This is a genomic window from Kineococcus xinjiangensis, assembly GCF_002934625.1.
Classification (GTDB): Bacteria; Actinomycetota; Actinomycetes; order Actinomycetales; family Kineococcaceae; genus Kineococcus_A; species Kineococcus_A xinjiangensis.
In genome coordinates, this window is the sequence record NZ_PTJD01000010.1 from 154438 (window position 1) to 176228 (window position 21791).

Consider the following 21791-nt stretch of genomic DNA (forward strand, 5'->3'; position numbering starts at 1 on the left):
TCGCTCCGGCTTGCGACACTGGAGGGCGTGACCGCCACGCCGAACGCCGCAGCGACCCTGCCCGGGCCCGCGCCCGCCTCCGAGGCCCTGTTCGAGCGCGCCAGCCGCGTCATCCCCGGCGGCGTCAACTCGCCCGTGCGGGCCTTCCGCGCCGTGGGGGGCACCCCCCGGTTCATGGCGAGCGCCGCCGGCCCCTACCTGCGCGACGCCGACGGGCGGGAGTACGTCGACCTCGTCTGCTCCTGGGGGCCGATGATCCTGGGCCACGCCCACCCGGACGTCCTGGCGGCCGTGACCGCCGCGGCCGCCGACGGCTTCTCCTTCGGCACTCCCACCGAGCGGGAGGTGGTGCTGGCGGAGGAGATCACCGCCCGGGTCGAGCCCGTGCAGCAGGTCCGCCTCGTCAGCTCCGGCACCGAGGCCACCATGAGCGCCATCCGCCTCGCGCGCGGCTTCACCGGCAGGCCCGCGGTGGTGAAGTTCGCCGGGCACTACCACGGCCACGTCGACGCGCTGCTGGCCTCCGCCGGCTCCGGCCTGGCCACCTTCGCCCTCCCGGACACCCCCGGCGTCCCGCCCGCCGTGGCCGCCGACACGATCGTGCTGCCCTACAACGACGTCGAGGCGCTGGAGGCGGCGTTCGCGGCCCACGGCGAGCGCATCGCCTGCGTCATCACCGAGGCCGCCGCCGGGAACATGGGCGTCGTCGCCCCGCGGCCCGGCTTCACCGCAGCCCTGCGCCGGACCACCCGCGAGCACGGCGCCCTGCTGGTCTCCGACGAGGTCATGACGGGCTTCCGGGTGTCGGCGGCCGGCTGGTACGGCCACGAGGGCCTCGGGGCGGAGCACGCCCCGGACCTGATGACGTTCGGCAAGGTCATGGGCGGCGGCTTCCCCGCGGCGGCGTTCGGCGGGCGCGCGGACGTCATGGCGCACCTGGCCCCGGCCGGGCCGGTCTACCAGGCGGGGACGCTGTCGGGGAACCCGGTGGCCACGGCCGCGGGGCTGGCGACGCTGCGGGCCTGCACGCCGCAGGTGTACGCGGCGGTGGAGCGGGCCGCGGGCGTCGTCTCCCGCGCTGCGAGCGGGGCGCTGGCCGCCGAGGGCGTGCCGCACCTGGTGAACTCCGCGGGCAGCATGTTCAGCGTCTTCTTCACCGCCCTGGACGAGGTCCACGACTACGACGCGGCCAAGCAGCAGGACCTGTCCGCCTTCCGGGCCTTCTTCCACGCCATGCTGGAGCGCGGCGTGCACCTGCCGCCGAGCGCCTTCGAGGCGTGGTTCCTCTCCGCCGCCCACGACGACGCGGCGCTGGACCGGGTGCTGGACGCCCTGCCGCACGCCGCTCGCGCCGCCGCGGCTGCCGGGGGTGCCGCGTGAGCGCGCAGTCCCGCACGGAGCAGCCCAGGACCACCGTCCACCTCGTCCGCCACGGCGAGGTGCACAACCCCGAGGGCGTCCTCTACGGCCGCCTCCCCGGCTTCCACCTCTCCGACCGCGGCCGGAAGATGGCCGAGCGGCTCGGGGAGCACTTCGCCGACGCCGACCTCGCCTCCGTGACCGCCTCCCCGCTGGAGCGGGCGCAGGAGACCGCCACCCCCATCGCCCGCGCCCACGGCCTCCGGCTGGGCACCGACGAGCGGGTGCTGGAGGCCGGCAACAGCTTCCAGGGCAAGGTCATCGGCCAGGGGCGCGGCCTGCTGCGCAACCCCCGGGCGTGGCTGCTGCTGTGGAACCCGGTGCGCCCCTCGTGGGGCGAGCCGTACACGGCGCAGGTGCGGCGGATGACCGCGGCGGTGCGCGACGCCCGCGACGCCGCGCCCGGCCGGGAGGCCGTGATCGTCAGCCACCAGCTGCCGATCTGGGCCACCCGCTGCACCGCGGAGGACCGCAGGCTCTGGCACGACCCCCGCAAGCGCGAGTGCGCCCTGGCGTCGGTGACGTCCCTGCACTTCGAGGGGCAGCGGCTGCTGGCGGTCTCCTACGCGGAGCCGTGCGCGGACCTGCTGCCCTCCGTCCCGCAGGTTCCGGGGGCGTGATGCCCGGACCCCGCCGGTCCGCCGTCGCCCTCGCGGCGGCCCTCACCGTGCTCGCCGCCGGCTGCGGCGGAGACGACGGCCTGCCCGACGACCTCGGCTACGAGCCCGCCGAGAGGGCCGTGGTGCGCATCGCCGAGTCCGAGCGCGGGGAGCCGCTGCAGCTGTCGGGCACGAGCGCCGAGGGCGAGGAGGTCGACCTGGCGCAGCTGCGCGGCTCCGTGGTCGTCCTCAACGTCTGGTACGCCACCTGCCCGCCGTGCCGCCGCGAGGCGCCCGTCCTCGCGAAGCTGTCGCAGGAGTACGCCGACGAGGGCGTGCGCTTCGTCGGCGTCAACGTCCGCAACGACAGCACCGAGGCCGTCCACGCCTTCCAGGACCAGTACGACATCGCCTACCCGAGCATCCGCGACACCGACGGCCGGGCGCAGCTCGCCCTGCGCGGCATCGTGCCGACCGCGCCGCCGAACACGCTCGTCCTCGACGCGGAGGGCCGCGTCGCCGCCAAGGCGGCCGGGGAGGTCTCCGAGGAGACCCTCACGGCCCTGGTCGACGAGGTGCTCGCCGGTGGGGGAGCGGCGGGGTGATCGGCGACCTGCAGGCCACCGTGGCCTCCGGCTCGCTGGCCCTGGCCGTGCCGGTCGCGCTGCTGGCGGGGCTGGTCTCGTTCCTCTCCCCGTGCGTGCTGCCGCTCGTGCCCGGCTTCCTCGGCTACGTCACCGGCATGTCCGGCTCCACCCTGGAGCAGCAGCGCCGCTCGCGGCTGGTGGCGGGCGCGGCGCTGTTCGTGGCGGGGTTCACCGCGGTGTACCTCGTCCTCGGCTACAGCTTCGGGGCGGTGGGCAACGCCCTGGCCGAGCACCAGTGGGCGCTGCGGCGGGTGCTGGGTGCGCTCGTGATCGGCATGGGGCTGCTGTTCCTGCTGGAGCCGTCGTGGGCGCAGCGGGAGGCGCGGCTGCGCTGGCGGCCGAGGGCCGGCCTGGCGGGCGCGCCGGTGCTGGGCGCGGTGTTCGGCTTCGGGTGGGTCCCGTGCTCGGGGCCGGTGCTGGCGACGATCGGGCTGCTGTCGGTGGACAGCGGCACCTCCGGCCGGGGGGCGGCCCTGGCGGTCGCCTACTCCCTGGGGCTGGGGGTGCCGTTCCTGCTGGTGGCGCTCGCCTTCGGCCGCAGCATGCGCGCCCTCGACGTGCTGCGCAGGCACCGGGTGGCGATCAACCGCTTCGGCGGGGTGCTGCTGCTGGTGGTGGGCACCCTCCTCGTGACCGACACGTTCGACGTCGTCACCAACGCCCTGCGCGAGCCGTTCGGCTCGTTCGAGACGGTGATCTGAGTGGGCACTCCTCCCCGCACCGACGAGACGCACCTGGACCGGCTGCGCGAGGACGCCGAGCCCGCCCGCGCCGGTGCCGACACCGCCGTCCCGCCCGCCCTGGGGCCGGGGGAGCTGCTGCGCTACGCGTGGCGGCAGCTCACGAGCATGCGCACCGCCCTGTTCCTGCTGATGCTGCTGGCGGTGGCGGCGGTGCCGGGCTCGGTGTTCCCGCAGCGCGACATCGACCCCGTCGCGGTGCGCCGCTACCTCGTGGAGCACGAGACCGCCGGGCCGTGGCTGGACCGGCTGCAGGTGTTCGACGTCTACTCCTCGGTCTGGTTCTCGGCGATCTACCTGCTGCTGTTCGTGTCCCTGGTCGGCTGCGTCCTGCCGCGCGCGCTGGTGCACGCCCGCGCCGTGCGGGCCCGCCCGCCCAGGACCCCGGCGCGGCTGGCGAGGCTGCCCGAGCACCGGCAGGTCGCCGTGGCGGCCGCGCCGGCGGACACCGCGCGGGCGGCGGAGGAGGTGCTGCGCTCGGCGCGCTTCCGGGTGGACGTGCGCGAGGAGCCCGGCGGCTCCAGCGCGGCCGCCGAGCGGGGCCACCACCGCGAGACCGGCAACCTGGTCTTCCACCTGTCCCTCGTGGGCCTGCTGGTGTCGGTGGCGTCGGGGTCGCTGCTGGGCTACGAGGGGCAGCGCCTCGTCGTGGAGGGGGAGACGTTCGTCGGTGTGAGAGGCGACTGGGATTCCTTCGCCGCCGGCCCGTGGGCGGGTGAGGAGGACGTGCCGCCCTTCGCGCTGCGGCTGGACCGGATGGACGTGGAGTTCGAGGAGGACCAGGCCAGCGCGCTGGGCCAGCCCCGCCTCTTCGCCGCCGACGTGACGTACACGCCCCGCCCCGGGGCGGAGCCCCGCACCCAGACGGTGGAGGTCAACACCCCCGTCGAGGACGACGGGGTGCAGATCAACCTCTCCGGCAACGGCTACGCGCCGGTCCTGCGCTTCACCGACGGGCAGGGCCGGGTCGTGCACACGGGGGCGGTGCCGTTCCTGCCGCAGAACGCCAACTACGACTCCCGCGGCGTGCTGAAGGTCCCCGACGCCACCGACGCGTCGGGGGAGCAGGTGCAGCTCGGCTTCCAGGGCGTCTTCCTGCCGACCGTGACGCGCGGGGAGGACGGCACCCCCCGCTCGATCTTCCCCGGCGACGCGAACCCGATGCTGGCCCTCGTCGCCTACACCGGTGACCTCGGCCTGGACGACGGGACCCCGCAGTCGGAGTACGTGCTGGACCTCGCGGGGCTGCACGCCGTGCGCGGGGCGGACGGCCGCCCGATCGGCTACCAGCTCACGCCGGGGCAGTCGGTGACGCTGCCGGACGGGCTGGGCACGCTGACCTTCGAGGGCGTCACCCGCTTCGCCTCCTTCGACGTGCGCCACACCCCGGGGCAGAGCGCTGCGCTGCTGTTCTCGCTGCTGGCCACGGCCGGGCTGAGCGCGTCGCTGTTCATCCCGCGCCGCCGCGTCTGGGTGCGGGTGCGCCCCGCCGCGGGCGGCTCCGGCGGCGCCGCCGGGGGCAGCCCCGGAGGCAGCACGGTGGAGGTGGGCGGGCTGTCCCGCGGCAGCGACGCCGGCCTGGCCGCGGAGGTCGACGTCGTCGTGCAGCGCCTCGCCGAGCGGCTGGGGGAACCGCCGGGTGCGCGGGCGGACGGGGCAGCCCCCGGCGTGGGGGACGATGGGACCGGCAACGACCAGGCGCGGACCGCAGCAGCCAGCAGGGAGAGCACGTGAGCGTCGACGAGAACCTCGCAGGGATCAGCAACGTCCTGCTCTACGGGGCCATGACCGCCTACGTGGTCGCGATGATCGCCTTCGCGCTGGACCTCGCCGACGGCCAGCGCACCGCCAAGGGCGAGGCGGCCCGCCGCGCCCGCCTGGAGCGGGAGGCCGCCAAGGCCGGCGGTGCCGTCGCCACGCTGCCCCCGCCCGCAGCGCTCGCCCGGGGCCGGCGCCGCGCCGCCGCCGTGGCGACCTCCGTGCTGGGCGTCGCGTTCCTGCTGCACCTGGGATCCGTCGTCACCCGCGGCTTCTCGGTGGACCGGGTGCCGTGGGGCAACATGTTCGAGTTCGCCGTGACGGGCTGCCTCGTCGTGACCGGCGTGTTCCTCGCGGCGCTCGTGCACGCCCGGCGCAACGGCTTCGCCGGGGGGCGCGACCTGCGCTACCTCGGCACGTTCGTCGTGGGGCCCGTGCTGCTGACGCTGGGTCTCGCGCTGCGCGCCTGGTACGTCGAGGCGGCCGAGCTGGTGCCGGCCCTGGACAGCTACTGGCTGATCATCCACGTGGCGGTGGCGTTCCTGGCCTCCGCGCTGTTCACGATCGGCTTCTCCACCACCGTGCTCCAGCTCGTGCAGGACTCCCGCGAGACCCGGCAGCGGGAGGGCCGCCGGACCGGGGTGTCCTTCATGGCCGCGCTGCCCAGCGCGCAGGAGCTGGAGCGGACCTCCGCCCGCCTGCACGCCGTCGCGTTCGTCCTGTGGACCTTCACGATCATCGCGGGGGCCATCTGGGCGCAGAAGGCGTGGAGCCGCTACTGGGGCTGGGACGCGAAGGAGGTGTGGTCCTTCGTCATCTGGGTGGCCTACGCCGCCTACCTGCACGCCCGCGCCACCCGCGGCTGGGACGGGCGGCGCGCCGCCTACCTGTCGATGGTGGGCTTCACCTGCCTCGTCGCGAACTTCACGATCGTGAACATCTACTTCGTCGGCCTGCACTCCTACGCGGGGGTGTGAGCGATGGCGTCTCCGCAGAAGCCCCCGCACGGCGTCCCGGCCGGCGGTGTGAGCCCGTACCTGAAGTACACCGTCCTGCGCCTGGGCGTCTTCGTCCTCGCCCTCGTGGTGCTCACGTGGGCGGGTGCCCGCGGCTGGCTGGCGCTGGGGCTGGCGGCCGTGGTGTCGGTCCTGCTGTCACTGGTGCTGCTGCGCCGGCAGCGGGAGGAGATGGCGCTCGCCCTGCAGCGGCGCATCGACGCGCGCACCGCCGCCGGGCCCAAGCCGACGAGCTTCGGCCGGGCGGCGGACGCGGACGCCGACGCCGAGGACGCCGAGGCCGGGGGCGACGCCCAGCGCTGACGGGCGCTGCGCGGGGCCGCGCCACCCGCGGAACTGCGCTGCCGGGCTACAGGGCGGTGCGCAGGGTCAGGTTGCGCAGCAGGTCGGGGTCCTCGGCGTGCAGCCGGGCCAGGTCGATCACGGGCGGCAGCGCGGTCCCCGGCTCACCGCCGCGGGGCTGGGTGCTGCGCACGAGCTGCTCAAGGGCGCGGCGGACGAGGAGGGGCTCCTCCACCGGGCCGAGGCCCAGGTCGGCCAGGAGGTCGGGGTCGCTGAGCACCGTGTGCTCGACGCTGCCCGTCCCGTCGGGGGAGGTGGTCGTGGCGGCGTAGCGGTGCGTGCCGTCGGCTCGCACGTCGAGGTGGCTCATGAGCGGGATCGTAGGTGCGGACCCCGCTACCGGCAGCCCCGCAGCGCCGGGTGTCGGCCTCGGCGTGACAGCCGGCCTGCGGGCAGCTCGGGGCGCGCCGTCCCGGGCCAGGCGACACGCCGGTGTGGCGGCCCGGACCGCAGGCCGGCTGTCAGCATGTCGGAGGTCACCTTCGGCCAGTGCAGAGCCCGAGCAGCAGCGCGCGTCCTGGAGGACTTCCCGTGGTCACTGCCACCGCTTCCCGCAACGAGCTCTGGGCCGCCGCCCACGCCGAGCGGGCCGCCCTCGCCGAGGACCTGGCGGACCTCGACGACGCCCAGTGGGCGCAGCGGTCGCTGTGCGGGCGCTGGAGCGTCGAGGAGGTCGTGGCCCACCTCACCGCGGCAGCCAGCACCGGCCGGCTGCGGTGGGTCGCCAGCATCCTCGGAGCGCGGTTCGACGCCGACCTGCACAACGAGCGGCGCCTGGCCGAGCACCGCGGCGCCACCCCGGCGGAGACGCTGGAGCGGTTCCGCCGCGTCCTCACCAGCAGCACCGGCCCGACCGGGCACACGGCGGCCTGGCTGGGGGAGGTCGTCGTGCACGCCCAGGACGTCCGCCGCCCCCTCGGCATCTCCCGCACCCCCGCGGTCGAGACCGTCACCGAGGTCGCCCGCTTCTACGCCCGGCAGAACTTCACGGTCAACAGCCGCTCCGCCGTCGAGGACCTGCGTCTGGAGGCCACCGACGGCCCGTTCACCACCGGCGCCGGCCCGCTCCTCAGCGGGACGACGCTGGCGCTGACGATGGCGATGGCCGGTCGTGCCGCCTACTGCGGCGACCTGACCGGCCCGGGCCTGCCCACCCTGCGCGCACGCTGCTCGCCCCCGGCCTCCACGGCGGCGGAACCCTCCTGACGCCCGTCGGCGGCGCGCCGTCGGCTCAGCGGTCCTCCCCCTGCCGGGACGGGCCGTAGGACTCCAGGAACATGTCCAGGGAGCGGGCGAGTTTCGCGGGGACGTACGGACGGTGGGACTCCTCCATGCCCGCCAGCAGTTCCTGCAGTTCCCGGTGGAGGCTCTCCAGGTCCCGCCGCGCGGCCAGCGACACCATCTCGTCGAACACCGGGCGCGTCATGCCGCGATCCTCCCGCGCCACGGGCGAACCCACCAGGGGTTCGCCGGTGGCGACCCGTCTCGTCCGGCGATCTCCGCGCACCGGTGGAACACTGCAGGCAGGTCCGGCCCACCGGCTGGACCGGAAGGGGAATGCCATGGGGATGACCATCAAGCGCAAGCGAATCCAGGACCACCGCGTCCTCGTCGTCAGCGGCGAGGTCGGGGCCGACGACGTCATCGACCTGCGCGAGGGCCTCGAGCAGGCGGCGGAGGAGGGCGGCGACGTGCTGCTCGACGCGCACGGCGTGACGCGCTTCGACGACGCGGCCCGTGCGGCGCTCGTGTCCGGCCGCTCCCGGGCCAAGTTCCACGGGAACCGGCTCATGGTGCTCGACAGCCCCGACGGCCGGGTGCGGGCCAGCCTGCTGAGCTGGGGGCTCCAGACCCGGATCCCCACCTACGACGACGCCGAGCACGCGGTCTCCGACGGGGCCGCGCGCGCCGAGGGCAGGCGCGGTGACGGGAGCGCGAGCGGTGGGCAGCAGCAGAAGCAGGGCCCGGTGCAGGCGGTGACCTCCACGCTGCGCAAGCTGGCGGACCGCCTGATCCCCGACTCGCACTAGGGAACACCCGCGGCCGGGCGGTGGACCGCCGGCCGCGCCCAGGGCCTGTCCTAGGGTGCCGGGGTGCTCGTGCTGGAACTGCCGCGCGCCCTGCTCGACTCCGCAGCGCCGGCCGTCGAGCGCCAGCTGGCCCGACGCCCGGACGGCTGGAGCGGGCTCGCCGCCCGCGGCAGGCTCCGCCGCTTCCGCGGGGACGCCGACGGTCTGGCCGACCTGGACGCCGCGGCGGGGGAGTACCTGCGGGTGTCAGCAGGGCGCAACCCGGACCTGCTGATCCCCGTCAACCTGCACCGCCTCGCCGGCAGCGGCCGGGGGGCGCCGCTCCTGGACCGGTTGCACGCGGAACTGCTGGCCGTGGCCGAGCGCCACGGCCACTGCGCCGCGCGGACCGGCGTCCTCGTCGACGTCTGCTTCCTCCGGGGGGACGACGCCGGGGCCGAGGCGGCGCTCCGGGCGCTGCTGGCGGCGGACCCGTGGGGAGTGCAGGGCACCCGCCACCCGTGGGTGGCCCGCCTCGCCCGGGCGATGGCCACCGGGGACGTGGCCGCGTGCGGTGAGGCGGTGGCGTGGTTCGACGCCCTCGTGGCGCGCGAGCCGGGGAGTTTCGCGGACGCTGCGGGTCCCAACGCCTACGACTGGCTCGAACTGGCGCTCGTCGCGCACGCCGAACTCACCGGCGAGGCGTCCCCACGCCTGTTCGAGCTGTGAGTCCGAGGTCCGGCGGTGCCGGGGTGGCCGAACGGCAGTGCGTCGTCTTCGACCTGGACGGCACCCTGGTGGCCTCCGACTCCTTCGGCCGTCTCGTCGCCCGGGTGCTGCGCCGATCTCCTGCACGCCTGTGCCTGGCCGCCGTGACCGCCCCGGTGTGGTTGCTGCTCGGGGCGCGCGCGGCGACGCGGCTGCAGGCGGAGCGCATCGTCGTCTGGACCGCCACCGTCGGTCTCGACCGGGCCCGCTTCGAGGCCCTGCTGCACGACTTCGCCGCCGAGCACGCCGGGGAACCGGGCGGCCGGCGCATTCCCCTCGCGCTGCAGCGGCTCAGGCAGCACGTCGAGGCCGGCGACCGCGTCGTGGTCGCCACCGCCTGCGCGGAGCCCCTGGCCCGCGAGGTGTGCCACGTCCTGGGTCTGCGCGGGGTCGAGGTGGTCGCCGGCTCCTTCACCCCGCACCGGTGGAGGCTGCCCGGTGCGGTGCCGACGCGCGGCGAGGGGAAGCTGCGCGCGCTGCGGGCCGCCGGGGTGGAACTGCCGGTGGACCACGCCTACTCCGACAGCGTCGCCGACCTGCCCCTGCTGCTCGCGGCGCGCACCGCCCACCTGGTGCGGCCCTCGCCACGGCACCTGCCGCTCCTGCTGCGCGCGCTGGGCCCGGAGGTCGAGGTCCTCCGCTGAGCAGGGCCCGGCCGTCGGCGCCGGACCCCGGCAGCCGCAACGCCCGTTGCAGATCACCCGATCGCCACCTCCGGTGAGGGGTGACCCCTGTCGACACCACTGGGGCACGACCGCCGTGCGCGCTTCAGCCGGCGGCCCGACGGGGCCGCGGAAGGGCAGGTCGCCCCATGACCATCCTCAGCGGAGCCGGCGGGGACGTCGACGCCGTCGCGGCGCACCCCGAGCGGTGCGCGGCGGCGGGCCCGGGGCACCCCACCGCGTGCAGCGGGGCGGGCGACGAGGTGCGCGTGCGCGCGAGGGGCGGCGCGGTGACCAGCGGCTGCGCCCTGCACGCGGCGGCCCTCCTGCGGTCCTTGCCGCACGCCCACGTCGAGCCCGGCAGCGGCTCCGGGGCGGTGTTGCGGACCTACCGGCTCGCGCAGTCCTTCCACTGCCCCCGCTCGTTCGAGTTCCTGCGCACTGCCCCCTGGCGCTGAGCCCGCGCCGCGTCCCCGGGGTCCGAGTCCCCGGGGGACTCCGCCGAGGTGCGACAGCCGGTACCTGCGAGGCTGTGCCCGTGGTGGTGACGAACCCGTGGCTGGCCGGCCCCAGCCCGACGAAGCGGCTGGAGCGTGAGCGGCTGGAGGAGCGCATCCTCAACCTGCTCTCCTCGCAGAACATGTGCGTCCTGGCCACCGCCGGTCCCGACGGGCCCCTGGCGACCCCGGTGCGCTACTTCCACCTCGACTTCACCGTGGTGTTCACCGCCGTGGGCACCTCCCCGAAGATGCGCAACATCCGCGCCGACCCTCGCGTCTCCGTCGGCGTCTTCGCGCCCCTGGTCGGGCAGGCCAGCAGCAGGGGAGCGCAGCTCTTCGGCACCGCGCGCATCGTGGAGCCGGGCGAGGCGGAGTTCGAGCGCCTGTGGCCGGTGGTGCGCTGGCAGTCCGACCACGTCGAGCGCTCCCGGTCCCTCGACGAGCCGCCCCTGGGTCCCCTCGGGGTCGTCGCCGCCGACCGGATCGTCTACACCGAGCACTGGCTGCGCAGGGAGGGCTGTGCGCCCCGGCAGTTCTGGCGCAGGGCGACGCCCGGGGCCGGGGACGACCCCCGGGAGGACCCGCCCGCCTGACGCGTCCTCCCGGGGGCGGGCTGCTCCTCCTACAGCGCCAGGCCCAGTCCCACGAGCACGCCCACCGCGAGCTCCAGCAGTCCGGCGTCCTTGAGGACCGGCACGAGGTCGCGGCCTCCCGCGCCGGAGAGCACCGTCCGCAGCGGCCGCACGGCCAGGGGCGCGGCCGCCAGCACGAGCAGCACGCCGGGGTGCGCGGCCACCGGAGCCAGCGCAGCGGCGAAGCCCACCGCGACCAGGCCCGCGAACAGCAACCGGGTGCGGGGCGCGCCGAGGCGCACCGCCAGGGTCCGCTTGCCGGCGGTGGCGTCGGTGGGCACGTCGCGCAGGTTGTTGGCGACGAGGATCGAGCAGGCCAGCGCCCCGACCGCCACCGCCGCCGCGAGCGCGGACCAGCTCACGGCGCCGGAACCCTCCCCGGAGGGGATCGCGGTGTAGGCGGTCTGGACGTAGGTGGTGCCGAGGACGGCGACGAGACCGAAGAAGACGAAGACGAACACCTCGCCGAGCCCGGCGTAGCCGTAGGGGCGGCGTCCGCCGGTGTAGTACCAGGCGGCTGCGATGGACACCGCGCCGACGGCGAGCATCCACCAGGCGCCGGCGAGGGCGACCAGGGCGAGACCGGCGACGCCCGCGACGGCGAAGCTCGCGAAGGCCGCGGCGCGCACGGAGCGGGGCTCGGCCGCGCCGGAGCCCACGAGCCGGAACGGGCCGACGCGGTCCGCGTCGGTGCCCCGGACGCCGTCGGAGTAGTCGTTGGCGTAGTTCACGCCCACCTGCAGCGCGAGGGAGACTCCGAGCGCGAGCAGGGCGGGCAGCGGGTGCGCTCCGCCCAGGGCCGCGGCCGCTCCGGTGCCGGCGGCCACGGGCGCCACGGCGGCGGGCAGGGTGCGGGGGCGGGCGCCGGAGATCCACTGCGCCGCGGTGGGACGCCGGCGGGGTGCGGGGGCGGGGCGCTGCTGCGCGTCGGGTGCGGCCACGATCGTCCATCGTCGCAGGAGGCGCCCGCGCGGGACGTCGCGGGACGGGGTCGAGGTGGTGCGCGACCCCCGGCGCGGCCGGGAGGTCAGCGGCCCTCAGGCCGCGATGCCCATCCGGTGCAGCACGGCGCGGATCTCGGCGGCGTCCTCGGGGGTGGAGCGGTCGAGGACAGCGGCCAGCTCGGACTGGCCGGCGTAGCTGGCGTAGACGGCCAGGGAGCGCTGCAGCTCGCGGTGCGCGGCGCGGCGGGCGATGTGCCCGCGCAGGCTGCCCAGGACGGGGACGGAACGGGCGGTGCGGGTCGCGGTGGTCACGGACATACCAACAGTGTCGGCGGTTCGGGGCCATGTCTCCAATGAAAGTTCCTGCTGATCCCCATGCGCTAGCGTAATAATTGTGGAGACTGCAGTGTTGCGGTGGTTCCAGCAGGTCGCCGACGGGATGACGGTCACCGAGGTCGCCGACCTCGACATGGTGAGCCAGCCCGGGGTCTCCCGGGCGCTCGCCCGCCTCGAGAAGGAGGTTGGCGCGCCGCTGCTGCACCGCTCCGGGCGCACCCTGCGGATGACCCGCGCCGGTGCGGCGTTCAAGCGCCACGTCGACGCCCTCCTCCACGAGCTCGACGACGGCCTGGCCGCTGTCGACCAGCTCGTCGACCCCTCCACCGGGACGGTCGCCCTCGCCTTCCAGCCCTCCTTCGGCAGCCTGCTCGTGCCCGACCTCGTCCGCAGCTTCCACGACGTCCGCCCCGGCGTCGGCTTCGAGCTCGCGCAGGTCCGCTCCGAGGGCGTCGTCGCGGTCCTGGAGTCGGGCGCGGCGGACCTCGCGCTCGCCGGGCGGCTCACCGACGCGGCCGTGACGTGGCGGCGGCTGCTGACGGAGCCGCTGCGCCTCGCCGTGCACGAGGGCCACCCGCTGGCCGGGCGCGCCGGGGTGGCGCTGGCGGAGGCGGCGAGCGAGCCGTTCGCGGCCCTGCGCCCCGCGTCGCTGCTGCGCCGGCAGAGCGAGGAGCTGTGCCAGCGGGCCGGCTTCCGCCCCCGGGTGGTGCTGGAGGCCGACGAGCTGCCCACCGTCCACGGCCTCGTGGCCGCCGGGCTGGCGGTGGCGGTGCTGCCGGCCGGCCTCGCCGCGGGCCCCGGCCCGTCCTCGGTCCGGCTGCTCCCGCTGGAGGACCCCGGCGCCACCCGCGAGGTCGGGCTGGCATGGTCGGCCGAGCGCCGCCTGCTGCCCTCCGCGCAGGCGTTCGCCGACCACGTCCTGCACCGCGCGGCCGCGGGGGAGCTGCCCGTGCTGCGGTGACCCGCGCGGGTGATCCGCGCGGCGTCGACGGATGCGACGGTCCGGTGTCGCATCCGTCGACGCCGGGCGGATCACGGCCGGCTCGACCACCGCCGGCTCCTCGCCGTGCGATCGAGGTCGCCGCCTCGGAGACTGGTCCGGGCGCTGGACTCGCACGCCCGTCCACCCCTGACCAGGAGCCCGCGCCCCGTGAGCCTCGCCCCCGTCCTGTTCGCCGTCGCCGGGGGCAGCGCGCTGCTCGCCGCCGTGCTGCCCCGCCTCCTGCACGACAAGCCGTTCAGCCTGCCGATGACCTTCCTCGGCGTCGGCGTGCTGCTGGGTGCCGTGCCCGGCCTGCCCGACGTGCAGCCCCTGGCGCACTCGACGATCACCAAGCACGTCACCGAGATCGTCGTGATCATCGCCCTGATGGGTGCGGGACTCGCCCTGGACCGTCCCGTCGGCTGGCGCCGGTGGGCGACGACGTGGCGGCTGATCCTCATCGTGATGCCCGTCTGCATCGCCCTCACCGCGCTCGCGGGCGTCCTCATCGGCGGCCTGCCCCTGGCGGCGGCGATCCTGCTGGGAGCCGTGCTGGCGCCCACCGACCCCGTCCTCGCCGGCGACGTGCAGGTGGGGGAGCCCGCGGGGGACGAGGAGGCCGAGGACGAGGTGCGCTTCGCCCTCACCAGCGAGGCCGGGCTCAACGACGGCGCCGCCTTCCCCGCGGTGCACCTGGCCGTGGCGCTGGCCACCGGCGCCGGGCTCAGCCTCGCCACGCTGGGCTCCTGGGCGCTGGAGGACGTCCTCTGGCGCGGCGGGGTGGGCCTGCTCGTCGGCCTCGCCGTGGGCAAGGGGCTCGGCCGGTTGTTCTTCCGCGCCCGGCTGCGGGTGCTGCGCCTCGCCGACGACGTGGAGGGGTTCACGGCGCTGGCGGTGACGTTCCTCGCCTACGGGGTGGCGGAGCTGCTGCACGGCTACGGGTTCGTCGCGGTGTTCGTCGCGGCCGTCGCGATCAAGTCCCACGAGCGCTCCCACGACGCCCACGTCGTCGCCCACGGGTTCGTCGAGCAGGTCGAGCGGATGCTCACGGCCTGGCTGCTGCTGCTCCTCGGTGCGGCCATGGCCGACGGGCTGCTCAAGCCCCTGACCTGGGAGCTGGTGGGGGTGGCGGTCCTGCTGGTCGTCGTCATCCGGCCCGTGGTGGGGGTGCTGAGCCTCGCCGGGACGTCGGCCGGGCGCTGGGAGCGCCGCGTCATCGGCATCTACGGCGTGCGGGGCATCGGCTCGCTGTACTACCTCGCGTTCGCGCTGGACCACGGTCCCTTCCCCGGCCGCGAGCTGTGGGCGGTGGTGGGCTTCACGGTCGCGCTCTCGGTCGTCCTGCACGGGATCACCGCGACGCCCGTGGTGGCGAGGTTGGACGCCGCCCGGCGGCGCAAGATGGCCACCACCGACCACGACGACCTCGGCCGCGTCAACATCTGAGCCGCCGCCGGGGGGTGGGGCCTCAGGCGGGCAGCCGCCACGCCCAGATCCGCTCCACCTGGCGCAGCGCGAGCGCGTCCGGGACGGCCGCCATCGCCCGGTCGCGCACGGCGACGGCGGTGCGGCCGCGGAGCAGGCTGGCCCGGCCCAGCCGGCGGGAGAGGGCCAGCAGCGCGCCGGTGCGCGGCCGGCGCGCCCGCTCGTAGGCCGCCAGGGCATCGGCCACCGCGGGCAGGCGGGTGCAGCGGGCGAGCACCCCCGCGTCCTCGACGGCGAGGCAGGCGCCCTGCCCGAGGTTGGGTTCCATGGCGTGCGCGGCGTCGCCGAGGAGGACGAGGCGGCCGGTGTGCAGCCGGGGCGGCAGCCGGTGCAGGGCCGCGACGGGGGCGTGGTGGACGGGAACGCCGGCGAGCCGCGCCAGCAGGTCCGGCACGGGGGCGTGCCAGGAGGCGAACCGGGCGGCGAGGTCCGTCGCGGGGGAGTGGGCGGGGTCGGTGGGTGCGGTGGCGTAGACGTAGGCGGAGCGGTGGCCCAGCGGCACGACGCCGACGCGGTCCCCCGCGCCCCACGTCTCGCTCGCAGCTGCCACGGGCTCCGGCAGGTCGGTCACGACGGCGCGCCAGGCGCTGTAGCCGGCCGGGCGCGGGTCGCAGCCCGGTGCGACGAGGCCGCGCGCGGGGGAGGAGATCCCGTCCGCGCCGACGACGAGGTCGGCCTCCACGGTGGTGGTGGCGGTGCTGACGCGGGCGCGGCACCCGGCGGTGCCGGGATCGATGCCGGTGACGGCCGCCGCGGTCTGCAGGGTGCCGGGCCGCAGCGCGCCGGCGAGGAGGGTCGCGAGGTCGTCGCGGCGCAGGCAGCGCAGGCCGGTGGTCCCCCGGGGGCGGGTCAGCCACCGGCCGTCGGCCCGGCGCAGGCCGAAGGGGCCGGTCTCCGCACCGAGCCGGCGCGCCCGCGCTCCGACGCCCAGGGCGTCGAGGACGGAGAGGGCGTTCTCGGAGACGGTCAGGGCGGTGCCCCCGGTGAGCGGCTCCTCGCGCCGCTCCAGCACCCGGACGTCCCAGCCCTCCCGCTGCAGTGCGAGCGCGGCGGTCAGCCCGCCGATGCCCGCGCCGCAGACCACCGCCGTGCGTGCCACGCTCCACCTCCGCTCATCCTCTACAGGCGTAGAGGATGAGCGGACTCTACATCCGTAGGGTGGTGGTGTGGAGAGGGACACCCGCGCCGACCGCATCGCCGACGCCGCCATCGCGCTGCTCGCCCGGGGCGGCGCCCGGGCGCTCACCCACCGCGCCGTCGACGCCGAGGCGGGCCTGCCCCCCGGCTCCACCTCCTACTACGCCCGCAGCCGGGCCGCCCTCGTCGCCGCCACCGTCGACCGTCTGGTCCGCCTCGACCTCGCCGAGGCCCCTCCGCCCGCGGTCGACGGGTCCGCCGAACCGTCCCCGGGAGACCTCACGGCCCAGCTCGCGGGCCTCCTCGCGCACTGGACCGGCCCCGGCCGCGACCGCCACCTCGCCCGCTACGCCCTCTCCCTGGAAGCGCGCCGGGACCCCGGGGTCCGCCGCTGCCTCGACGCCGGCGGCGGCCGGCTGCGCACCCACCTCGCCGGACTCCTCGAACGGCTCGGCGCCGACGATCCCGAGCGTCGCGCCCGGTGGCTCGCCGCCGCCGTCGACGGCGTCCTCTTCGACGAGCTCTGCGGCTGGGGCAGCTCCCGCCCGCTGGACGCCGACGGGCTGCACGCGGCCGCGGCCGACCTCGTGGCCGCCGTGCTCGGCACGACCGCCCCCGAGCCGCTCAGTCCAGGACGTGCCGCAGGAAGCGCTCCGGGGCGTCGAGGAACAACCGCCAGTTCGTGACGACGCCGAGGTCCTCCCACGCGACCGGGGCGATGCCGTCCTCGTCGACCTGCAGGATCGTCGCCCCCGGCAGCGCCGTCAGCAGCGGCGAGTGCGTGGCGCACAGCACCTGCTTGCCGTCCCGGGCCATCGCCGCGAGGGAGCCCAGGAGCAGCAGGCAGTTCGCGAAGGACAGCGCGGACTCCGGCTCGTCCAGCAGCACCACCCCCGCGCTGCGCACCCACCGGCTCTGCAGCACCTCCACGAACGACTCACCGTGGCTGACCGTGTGCAGGCGGTGCGGGATGCCGAGGCCGGAGGCGTCCTCCAGGTAGCTGTAGAAGCGGTGCATCGTCTCCGCGCGCAGGAAGAACGCCGAGCGCCCGGCGCCCGGCTCCCGCACCACCTGCAGCCGCGACCCCAGGCCGGACAGGTCCGTCCCGCGGCTGCGCTGCCCGCCGGCGAGGTGGTCGGTGGAGCCGCCCTCGCCGTCCACGCCCAGCGCCTGCGCGACCGCCTCCACGATCGTGGACTTGCCCGCGCCGTTCTCCCCGACCAGGAACGTGACACCGGCCGGCAGGTCCAGCCCGCGCTCCAGCAGCTGCGCGACGGCCGGGACGGAGTCCGGCCACGCCCCGGGGTCGAGCGGGGCGTCGGGGTGGCGCTGGATCCGCCGCACGGTGCGGGGGGAGCGAGGCATGCGGCGCAGTCTGCTGGGCGGCGGTGACACGCGCGGCCCCACGCGACCTTCCGCGCCACGCACGGCCGCGTCCGGTCCCTGCCGGTCCCCGGACCCGTGCGGGGGCACACTGCCCCCGTGCCCGCACCCGCGCGCCCCGGCGGCCCCGTCGCCGTGGCCCTCGACCTGCCGTTCCGCCCCCCGCTGAGCCCGGACGGCCTCTTCGGCCACCTCGCGGCGACCGCCGTGCCGGGCGTGGAGGAGTGGCGGGACGGGGCCTACCGCCGCACCCTGCGGTTGCCGCACGGGACGGGCACGGCGACGCTGCGGCCGCCCGCCGCGGGCGCGTCGACGCTGTCCTGCCGCCTCGTCCTCGCCGACGCCCGCGACGAGGGGGCGGCCGTGGCCCGCTGCCGCTTCCTGCTCGACCTGGACGCCGACCCGGTCGCCGTCGACGGGGCGCTGCGCGCCGACGAGGTGCTGCGCCCCCTCGTCGACGCCGTCCCGGGCCGGCGGGTGCCGCGCACCGTCGACCCCGCCGAGCTGCTGCTGCGGGCCGTGCTCGGCCAGCAGGTCTCCACCGCCGCCGCCCGCACCCACGCCGCCCGCCTGGTCCGCGCCCACGGCGAGGAGGTCGTGGACGACGAGGGCGGTCTGACCCACCTCTTCCCGGCTCCGGAGGCGCTGCGCGCGCTGGACCCGGCGGCCCTGGCCCTGCCCGCGGCGCGGCGGGCCACCGTCCTCGCCGTCGTGGCCGCCCTCTGCGCAGACGGACCGTCCGCCGGCGCGCTGGGCCTCGGCGACGCCACGGCCGGCGGTGCCGGCGAGCCGGCGGCGGTGCGGGCCCGGCTGGAGGCCCTGCCTGGGGTGGGCCCGTGGACGGCGGGGGTGGTGGCCATGCGCGCCCTCGGCGACCCCGACGCGTTCCTGCCGGGTGATCTCGGTGTGCGCCAGGCCGCCCGCCGCCTGGGCCTGCCGGAGGCCCCCGGGGCGCTGACCCGGCGCGCGCAGGGGTGGCGGCCCTGGCGCGCCTACGCGGTGCAGCACCTCTGGGCGACCGGGGACCACCCCGTGAACCGACTTCCCGGTGCGTAGCGTCCAGGTCCCGTCACGCACCGTCGGAAACGTCCCCCACACAGGTGTCTTCCAGCGACCCGTTCTCAGGAAGGAGGCGGGAGCTCGCCCCCGGGCGCCCTACGCTGACCCCTGTGGGGGCACCTGGAGGGGACGGTAGCGGCAGCATGCCCGCGCGTCCCCGCATCGCCTGCCTCATCAGCAGGCTCGAGAGCTGCCACCAGGAGCACTGGCTCGGTGCCGTCGAGGAGGCCGAGCGCCTCGGCCTCGACCTCGTCACCGTGGTGGGTCGCGAACTCGCCGGCGGTCCCGGCGCCCCGGCGAACCCGGCGTACGACCTGCTCGACCCGGCCGCCTTCGACGGCTTCCTGGTCTGGACGACGAAGCTGGCCCTCGACGGGGGGCGCGCGCCGGTGGAGGCCCTCGCCCGGCGCCTCACCCACCGGCCCACCGTCAGCATCGAGTCCCCCCTCGACGGCGCGGCGACCGTCACCGTCGACGAGGAGCAGGGCACCTACGAGGTCGTCCGGCACCTCATCGACGTCCACGGTGCACGGCGCATCGCCTTCGTCCGCGGCCTCTCCACCCACTCCGGGGGCGAGCTGCGCCACCGCGGCTACCTGCGCGCGCTGCGCTCCGCGGGCCTCGAGCCGGACCCGGCGCTCATCACGCGGCTGCTGACCGCGTCCTCCCCGATGGACGTCGAGGGGATCCGGGACGTCCGGCGGATGCTGGAGGAGCAGCCGGTGCCCGACGCCGTCGTCGCCGCCAGCGACAGCCTCGCCGTGGGCGCCGCCTCCGCCTGCCTGGACGCGGGCCTGCGCGTGCCGGAGGACGTCGCCGTCGTGGGCTTCGACGACTTCAGCAACCTCGACCACTTCGACCTGGACCACTTCGACGGCGGTCACCTCGACGGCGGCCGCTTCGAGTGCGGCCGCGCCGAGTCCGGCGTGCACCCGCCCGTCGGGGGGAACCCCCGCACCGTGCGGGTCAAGGCCGCCGGCCTGCCGCTGACCACCGTGCGCTCGCCCTTCCGCGCCGTGGGTGCCGAGGCGGTCCGGGTGCTGGCCGGGCTGCTCGCCGGGGACCCCGTGCCCCCGGAGCGCACGCTGGACTGCGAGCTGGTCGTGCGCCGCTCCTGCGGCTGCGTCCCCGCCGTGCCGCACCTGCCCGACGACACCGCCGTCGCGGCCGCCCTGCGCAGCACCACCGGGCGCAAGCCGGTCTGCCCCCGCAACCCCCGCTGGGCCGAGGACCTCGTCGCCGCCCTGCGCGCAGCCCGCGACGACGGGGGGAGGGGCCTGACGGCGGTGGCGGAGGAGCTGTTCCGCCACAGCATCCACCTCGGCGAGGCCTCCGACCCCTGGGGCGAGGTGCTGGCGGTGCTGCGCGCCGCCGCCGGGGACGACGCGGCCGCGGTGCGGGCGGTGCTGGACGTCGAGCAGTCCTGGCGGCACCTGCGGCGGCTGGTGGAACGGCAGGCCACCGTGGTGCGCGACGTCGGGCAGGAGATCGTCTCCGCCAGCCCCTGGCAGCGCTGCGCCGAGGTGCTCGCCGAGCAGCTCCCGCGCCTGGGCGTGGACACCTGCTACGTCGCCCTCTACGACGACCCGCAGGACGGCCCGCACGACGGCACGGGTCCCGGCGGCGGGACGGCCCCGTCCCAGGCGCGGGCCTCCCTCGCGCTGGCCTACGAGCGGGGCCGGGTCGCGCAGCCCACCCCGGACGACGCCTCCTTCCCCGCCTCGGACCTGCTCCCGGCGTCGCGGTGGGCCGGGCTGGCCGGGCGCAGCGTGGTGCTGCTGCCCCTGGACGCCACGACCACGCACCTCGGCTACGTGCTGTTCGCGCTCGGCCCCCACTCCGGTGCCGTGTACGAGTCGCTGGCCCACCACCTCGCCACCGGACTGCACACCAGCCTCCTGCTGCAGGAGCAGGGCCGGGCGCGCGGGGAGCTGGAGGGCCGGGTGCGGGAGCGCACCGCGGAGCTGGCCCGCGCCAACGCCGAGCTGCGGGAGCAGGTGGCGGAGCGGCTGCGCGCGGAGGAGGCCCTGGCCCACCAGGCCCTCCACGACAGCCTCACCGACCTGCCCAACCGCCGGCTGCTGAACGACCGGCTGGAGGTGGCCGCGGAGCGCGTCGCCACCGGCGGTGCCGCCGTCGCGGTGCTCTTCTGCGACCTCGACAACTTCAAGTGGATCAACGACCACCTCGGGCACGCCGCCGGCGACGACCTGCTGCGCATGTTCGCGCAGCGGCTGCGGCGGGCGACGGGGTCGCGGCACCTGCTCGCCCGCTTCGGCGGCGACGAGTTCGTGGTCGTCGCCACGGGCCCCTCCACCGCCCGCGACGTCGTCCGCCTCGGCGAGCAGGTCCTCGCCTCGTGCGCCGGCGCCTACCCGCTGCAGGGCCGCGACGTCTTCGTCAACGTCTCCGTGGGCGCCACCTACGCCGTGAGCGGTCGGCCCACCGCCGAACAGCTCCTCAGCGAGGCGGACTCCGCCCTCTACCTCGCCAAGCGCCGCGGGCGGGGCGTCGTCGCCCTCTACGACGCCAGCCTGCAGACGGAGATCGGGCGTCGCGTGGCCGTGGAGACCGGACTGCACGCCGCCCTGCGCCACGACGCCCTGGAGCTGCTCTACCAGCCCAAGATCGACCTGGCGACGGGCCGGATGCGCGCTGTGGAGGCGCTGCTGCGCTGGCGCCACCCCCAGCAGGGGCTGCTGCCGCCGCGGGCGTTCCTGGACATCGCCGAGGAGTCCGGCCTCGTCGTGGACATCGGCACGTGGGTGCTGCGCCGGGCGTGCCGGGACGCGCAGCGCTGGCAGCGGATGTCGGTGGACGCCCCGACCGTGCACGTCAACCTCGCCGCGCGCCAGCTGTCCGACCCGCGCCTGCTCGACGTGGTGGACGCGGCGCTGGAGGACAGCGGCCTCGACCCCCGCCTGCTCGGGGTCGAGGTCACGGAGAGCAGGCTGCTCGCGGACATGGCCGGCACGGGCGCGGTGCTGGCGCAGCTGGCCGAGCGCGGCATCTCCGTGTCGCTGGACGACTTCGGCACGGGCTACTCGTCGCTGAGCTGGCTGCAGCAGCTGCCGGTGCACGAGGTGAAGCTGGACCGCAGCTTCATCTGCGACATCGTGGAGAACTCCCACGACCAGCGGATCGTGCGCTCCGTGATCGACCTGGCGCACGTGCTGGACCTGGTCGTCGTGGGCGAGGGCATCGAGACCCCCGCGCAGCGGCAGCTGCTCGCCTCGGCGGGCTGCGACTTCGGGCAGGGCTACCACCTCGGGCGGCCGATGCGGCCGGAGGCGCTGGTGCAGCGGCTCGGACTGCCCCGCACGGGCCGCGTCGGCGCGGGCCTGCGCCTCGACGGGCTGGCGGGGTAGGGCGG

General features: G+C 76.4%; 23 protein-coding genes and 1 pseudogene. 18 read left to right on the forward strand and 6 right to left on the reverse strand.

From position 1 onward, the window contains the following. Positions 1-27: 27 nt before the first annotated feature. The 7 genes from hemL to CLV92_RS14615 are packed head-to-tail and all read left to right on the forward strand — an operon-like array spanning position 28 to position 6482. Positions 28-1380 carry a glutamate-1-semialdehyde 2,1-aminomutase gene (gene hemL / locus CLV92_RS14585; protein ID WP_245886832.1) on the forward strand — a complete coding sequence of 451 codons (1353 nt, stop codon included), beginning with the start codon at positions 28-30 and terminating at the stop codon, positions 1378-1380. Then, positions 1377-2039 (forward strand): histidine phosphatase family protein, encoded by a 663-nt coding sequence (locus CLV92_RS14590; protein WP_104433797.1) that lies wholly within the window; start codon positions 1377-1379, stop codon positions 2037-2039. Before hemL ends, CLV92_RS14590 begins: the two co-directional genes overlap by 4 nt. Beyond that, positions 2039-2623, forward strand: coding sequence for a TlpA family protein disulfide reductase (locus tag CLV92_RS14595; protein ID WP_104433900.1), 585 nt, complete (start codon positions 2039-2041; stop codon positions 2621-2623). The genes CLV92_RS14590 and CLV92_RS14595 overlap by 1 nt, the downstream gene beginning before the upstream one ends. Then, on the forward strand, positions 2620-3366 hold the full coding sequence (locus CLV92_RS14600) for a cytochrome c biogenesis CcdA family protein (RefSeq protein ID WP_245886835.1): 747 nt from the start codon (positions 2620-2622) through the stop codon (positions 3364-3366). The genes CLV92_RS14595 and CLV92_RS14600 overlap by 4 nt, the downstream gene beginning before the upstream one ends. Further along, positions 3367-5139, forward strand: coding sequence for a cytochrome c biogenesis protein ResB (gene resB, locus CLV92_RS14605; RefSeq protein WP_104433799.1), 1773 nt, complete (start codon positions 3367-3369; stop codon positions 5137-5139). Then, complete coding sequence (gene ccsB / locus CLV92_RS14610) at positions 5136-6140, forward strand: c-type cytochrome biogenesis protein CcsB (RefSeq protein WP_211291140.1); 1005 nt, start codon at positions 5136-5138, stop codon at positions 6138-6140. Before resB ends, ccsB begins: the two co-directional genes overlap by 4 nt. Positions 6141-6143: 3 nt before the next feature. Beyond that, positions 6144-6482 (forward strand): DUF4229 domain-containing protein, encoded by a 339-nt coding sequence (locus CLV92_RS14615; protein WP_104433801.1) that lies wholly within the window; start codon positions 6144-6146, stop codon positions 6480-6482. A 46-nt stretch (positions 6483-6528) separates the two neighbouring features. On the opposite strand, the gene CLV92_RS14620 is transcribed toward CLV92_RS14615, so the two are convergent. Beyond that, the gene (locus tag CLV92_RS14620) at positions 6529-6831 is read right to left on the reverse strand and encodes a hypothetical protein (protein WP_104433803.1); all 303 of its coding nucleotides are present in this window, start codon (positions 6829-6831) and stop codon (positions 6529-6531) included. 221 nt (positions 6832-7052) lie between these two features. Here CLV92_RS14620 and CLV92_RS14625 point away from each other — a divergent pair, with 221 nt between their 5' ends. Continuing rightward, positions 7053-7727, forward strand: coding sequence for a maleylpyruvate isomerase family mycothiol-dependent enzyme (locus tag CLV92_RS14625; RefSeq protein ID WP_104433805.1), 675 nt, complete (start codon positions 7053-7055; stop codon positions 7725-7727). Between the two features lie 25 nt (positions 7728-7752). Here CLV92_RS14625 and CLV92_RS21505 read toward each other — a convergent pair whose 3' ends face one another. Then, positions 7753-7947, reverse strand: a complete 195-nt coding sequence (locus tag CLV92_RS21505) for a hypothetical protein (RefSeq protein ID WP_158257255.1) — start codon at positions 7945-7947, stop codon at positions 7753-7755. A gap of 136 nt (positions 7948-8083) precedes the next feature. On the opposite strand from CLV92_RS21505, the gene CLV92_RS21510 reads away from it, so the two are divergent. From CLV92_RS21510 to CLV92_RS14650, 5 genes are all read left to right on the forward strand, one after another. Next, positions 8084-8551, forward strand: coding sequence for an STAS domain-containing protein (locus CLV92_RS21510; protein WP_158257256.1), 468 nt, complete (start codon positions 8084-8086; stop codon positions 8549-8551). A 63-nt stretch (positions 8552-8614) separates the two neighbouring features. After that, the gene (locus CLV92_RS14635) at positions 8615-9259 is read left to right on the forward strand and encodes a hypothetical protein (RefSeq protein WP_104433809.1); all 645 of its coding nucleotides are present in this window, start codon (positions 8615-8617) and stop codon (positions 9257-9259) included. A 23-nt stretch (positions 9260-9282) separates the two neighbouring features. After that, positions 9283-9942 carry a haloacid dehalogenase-like hydrolase gene (locus tag CLV92_RS14640; protein ID WP_104433811.1) on the forward strand — a complete coding sequence of 220 codons (660 nt, stop codon included), beginning with the start codon at positions 9283-9285 and terminating at the stop codon, positions 9940-9942. A gap of 167 nt (positions 9943-10109) precedes the next feature. Then, positions 10110-10418 carry a hypothetical protein gene (locus CLV92_RS14645; RefSeq protein WP_104433813.1) on the forward strand — a complete coding sequence of 103 codons (309 nt, stop codon included), beginning with the start codon at positions 10110-10112 and terminating at the stop codon, positions 10416-10418. An 86-nt stretch (positions 10419-10504) separates the two neighbouring features. Beyond that, positions 10505-11053 carry a pyridoxamine 5'-phosphate oxidase family protein gene (locus CLV92_RS14650; RefSeq protein WP_425433580.1) on the forward strand — a complete coding sequence of 183 codons (549 nt, stop codon included), beginning with the start codon at positions 10505-10507 and terminating at the stop codon, positions 11051-11053. Positions 11054-11082: 29 nt separating this feature from the next. Here CLV92_RS14650 and CLV92_RS14655 read toward each other — a convergent pair whose 3' ends face one another. Beyond that, positions 11083-12033, reverse strand: a complete 951-nt coding sequence (locus tag CLV92_RS14655; RefSeq protein ID WP_104433815.1) for a 1,4-dihydroxy-2-naphthoate polyprenyltransferase — start codon at positions 12031-12033, stop codon at positions 11083-11085. A gap of 96 nt (positions 12034-12129) precedes the next feature. Next, on the reverse strand, positions 12130-12354 hold the full coding sequence (locus CLV92_RS14660) for a hypothetical protein (protein WP_104433817.1): 225 nt from the start codon (positions 12352-12354) through the stop codon (positions 12130-12132). 76 nt (positions 12355-12430) lie between these two features. On the opposite strand from CLV92_RS14660, the gene CLV92_RS14665 reads away from it, so the two are divergent. Both CLV92_RS14665 and CLV92_RS14670 read left to right on the forward strand, forming a co-directional pair. Then, on the forward strand, positions 12431-13333 hold the full coding sequence (locus tag CLV92_RS14665; RefSeq protein ID WP_104433819.1) for a LysR family transcriptional regulator: 903 nt from the start codon (positions 12431-12433) through the stop codon (positions 13331-13333). 189 nt (positions 13334-13522) lie between these two features. Further along, the gene (locus CLV92_RS14670) at positions 13523-14800 is read left to right on the forward strand and encodes a cation:proton antiporter (RefSeq protein WP_104433821.1); all 1278 of its coding nucleotides are present in this window, start codon (positions 13523-13525) and stop codon (positions 14798-14800) included. Positions 14801-14822: 22 nt separating this feature from the next. On the opposite strand, the gene CLV92_RS14675 is transcribed toward CLV92_RS14670, so the two are convergent. After that, positions 14823-15938, reverse strand: coding sequence for an FAD-dependent monooxygenase (locus tag CLV92_RS14675; protein WP_158257257.1), 1116 nt, complete (start codon positions 15936-15938; stop codon positions 14823-14825). A 67-nt stretch (positions 15939-16005) separates the two neighbouring features. Between CLV92_RS14675 and CLV92_RS14680 the strand changes: the two genes are divergently transcribed. Continuing rightward, positions 16006-16662, forward strand: a complete 657-nt coding sequence (locus CLV92_RS14680) for a TetR/AcrR family transcriptional regulator (RefSeq protein ID WP_104433825.1) — start codon at positions 16006-16008, stop codon at positions 16660-16662. Here the strand turns inward: CLV92_RS14680 and CLV92_RS14685 are convergent. Continuing rightward, positions 16601-17341, reverse strand: a complete 741-nt coding sequence (locus tag CLV92_RS14685; protein WP_104433827.1) for an AAA family ATPase — start codon at positions 17339-17341, stop codon at positions 16601-16603. The two genes, CLV92_RS14680 and CLV92_RS14685, sit on opposite strands and share 62 nt — an antisense overlap. Positions 17342-17386: 45 nt before the next feature. Here CLV92_RS14685 and CLV92_RS22910 point away from each other — a divergent pair. Both CLV92_RS22910 and CLV92_RS14695 read left to right on the forward strand, forming a co-directional pair. Next, positions 17387-18415: pseudogene (locus CLV92_RS22910) on the forward strand (DNA-3-methyladenine glycosylase family protein); the annotation flags it as partial. Between the two features lie 146 nt (positions 18416-18561). After that, a complete protein-coding gene (locus CLV92_RS14695) occupies positions 18562-21786 on the forward strand; it encodes an EAL domain-containing protein (RefSeq protein ID WP_104433831.1) in 3225 nt (1074 codons plus the stop codon). Positions 21787-21791 lie beyond the last annotated feature (5 nt).

Coding starts and splice junctions, on each gene's coding strand:
- CLV92_RS14615 (WP_104433801.1), top strand. CDS start 6,144: ATGGCGTCTCCGCAGAAGCCCCCGCACGGCGTCCCGGCCGGCGGTGTG.
- CLV92_RS14595 (WP_104433900.1), top strand. CDS start 2,039: ATGCCCGGACCCCGCCGGTCCGCCGTCGCCCTCGCGGCGGCCCTCACC.
- CLV92_RS14645 (WP_104433813.1), top strand. CDS start 10,110: ATGACCATCCTCAGCGGAGCCGGCGGGGACGTCGACGCCGTCGCGGCG.
- CLV92_RS14620 (WP_104433803.1), bottom strand. CDS start 6,831: ATGAGCCACCTCGACGTGCGAGCCGACGGCACGCACCGCTACGCCGCC.
- CLV92_RS21510 (WP_158257256.1), top strand. CDS start 8,084: ATGGGGATGACCATCAAGCGCAAGCGAATCCAGGACCACCGCGTCCTC.
- CLV92_RS21505 (WP_158257255.1), bottom strand. CDS start 7,947: ATGACGCGCCCGGTGTTCGACGAGATGGTGTCGCTGGCCGCGCGGCGG.
- CLV92_RS14685 (WP_104433827.1), bottom strand. CDS start 17,341: ATGCCTCGCTCCCCCCGCACCGTGCGGCGGATCCAGCGCCACCCCGAC.
- CLV92_RS14695 (WP_104433831.1), top strand. CDS start 18,562: ATGCCCGCGCGTCCCCGCATCGCCTGCCTCATCAGCAGGCTCGAGAGC.
- CLV92_RS14660 (WP_104433817.1), bottom strand. CDS start 12,354: ATGTCCGTGACCACCGCGACCCGCACCGCCCGTTCCGTCCCCGTCCTG.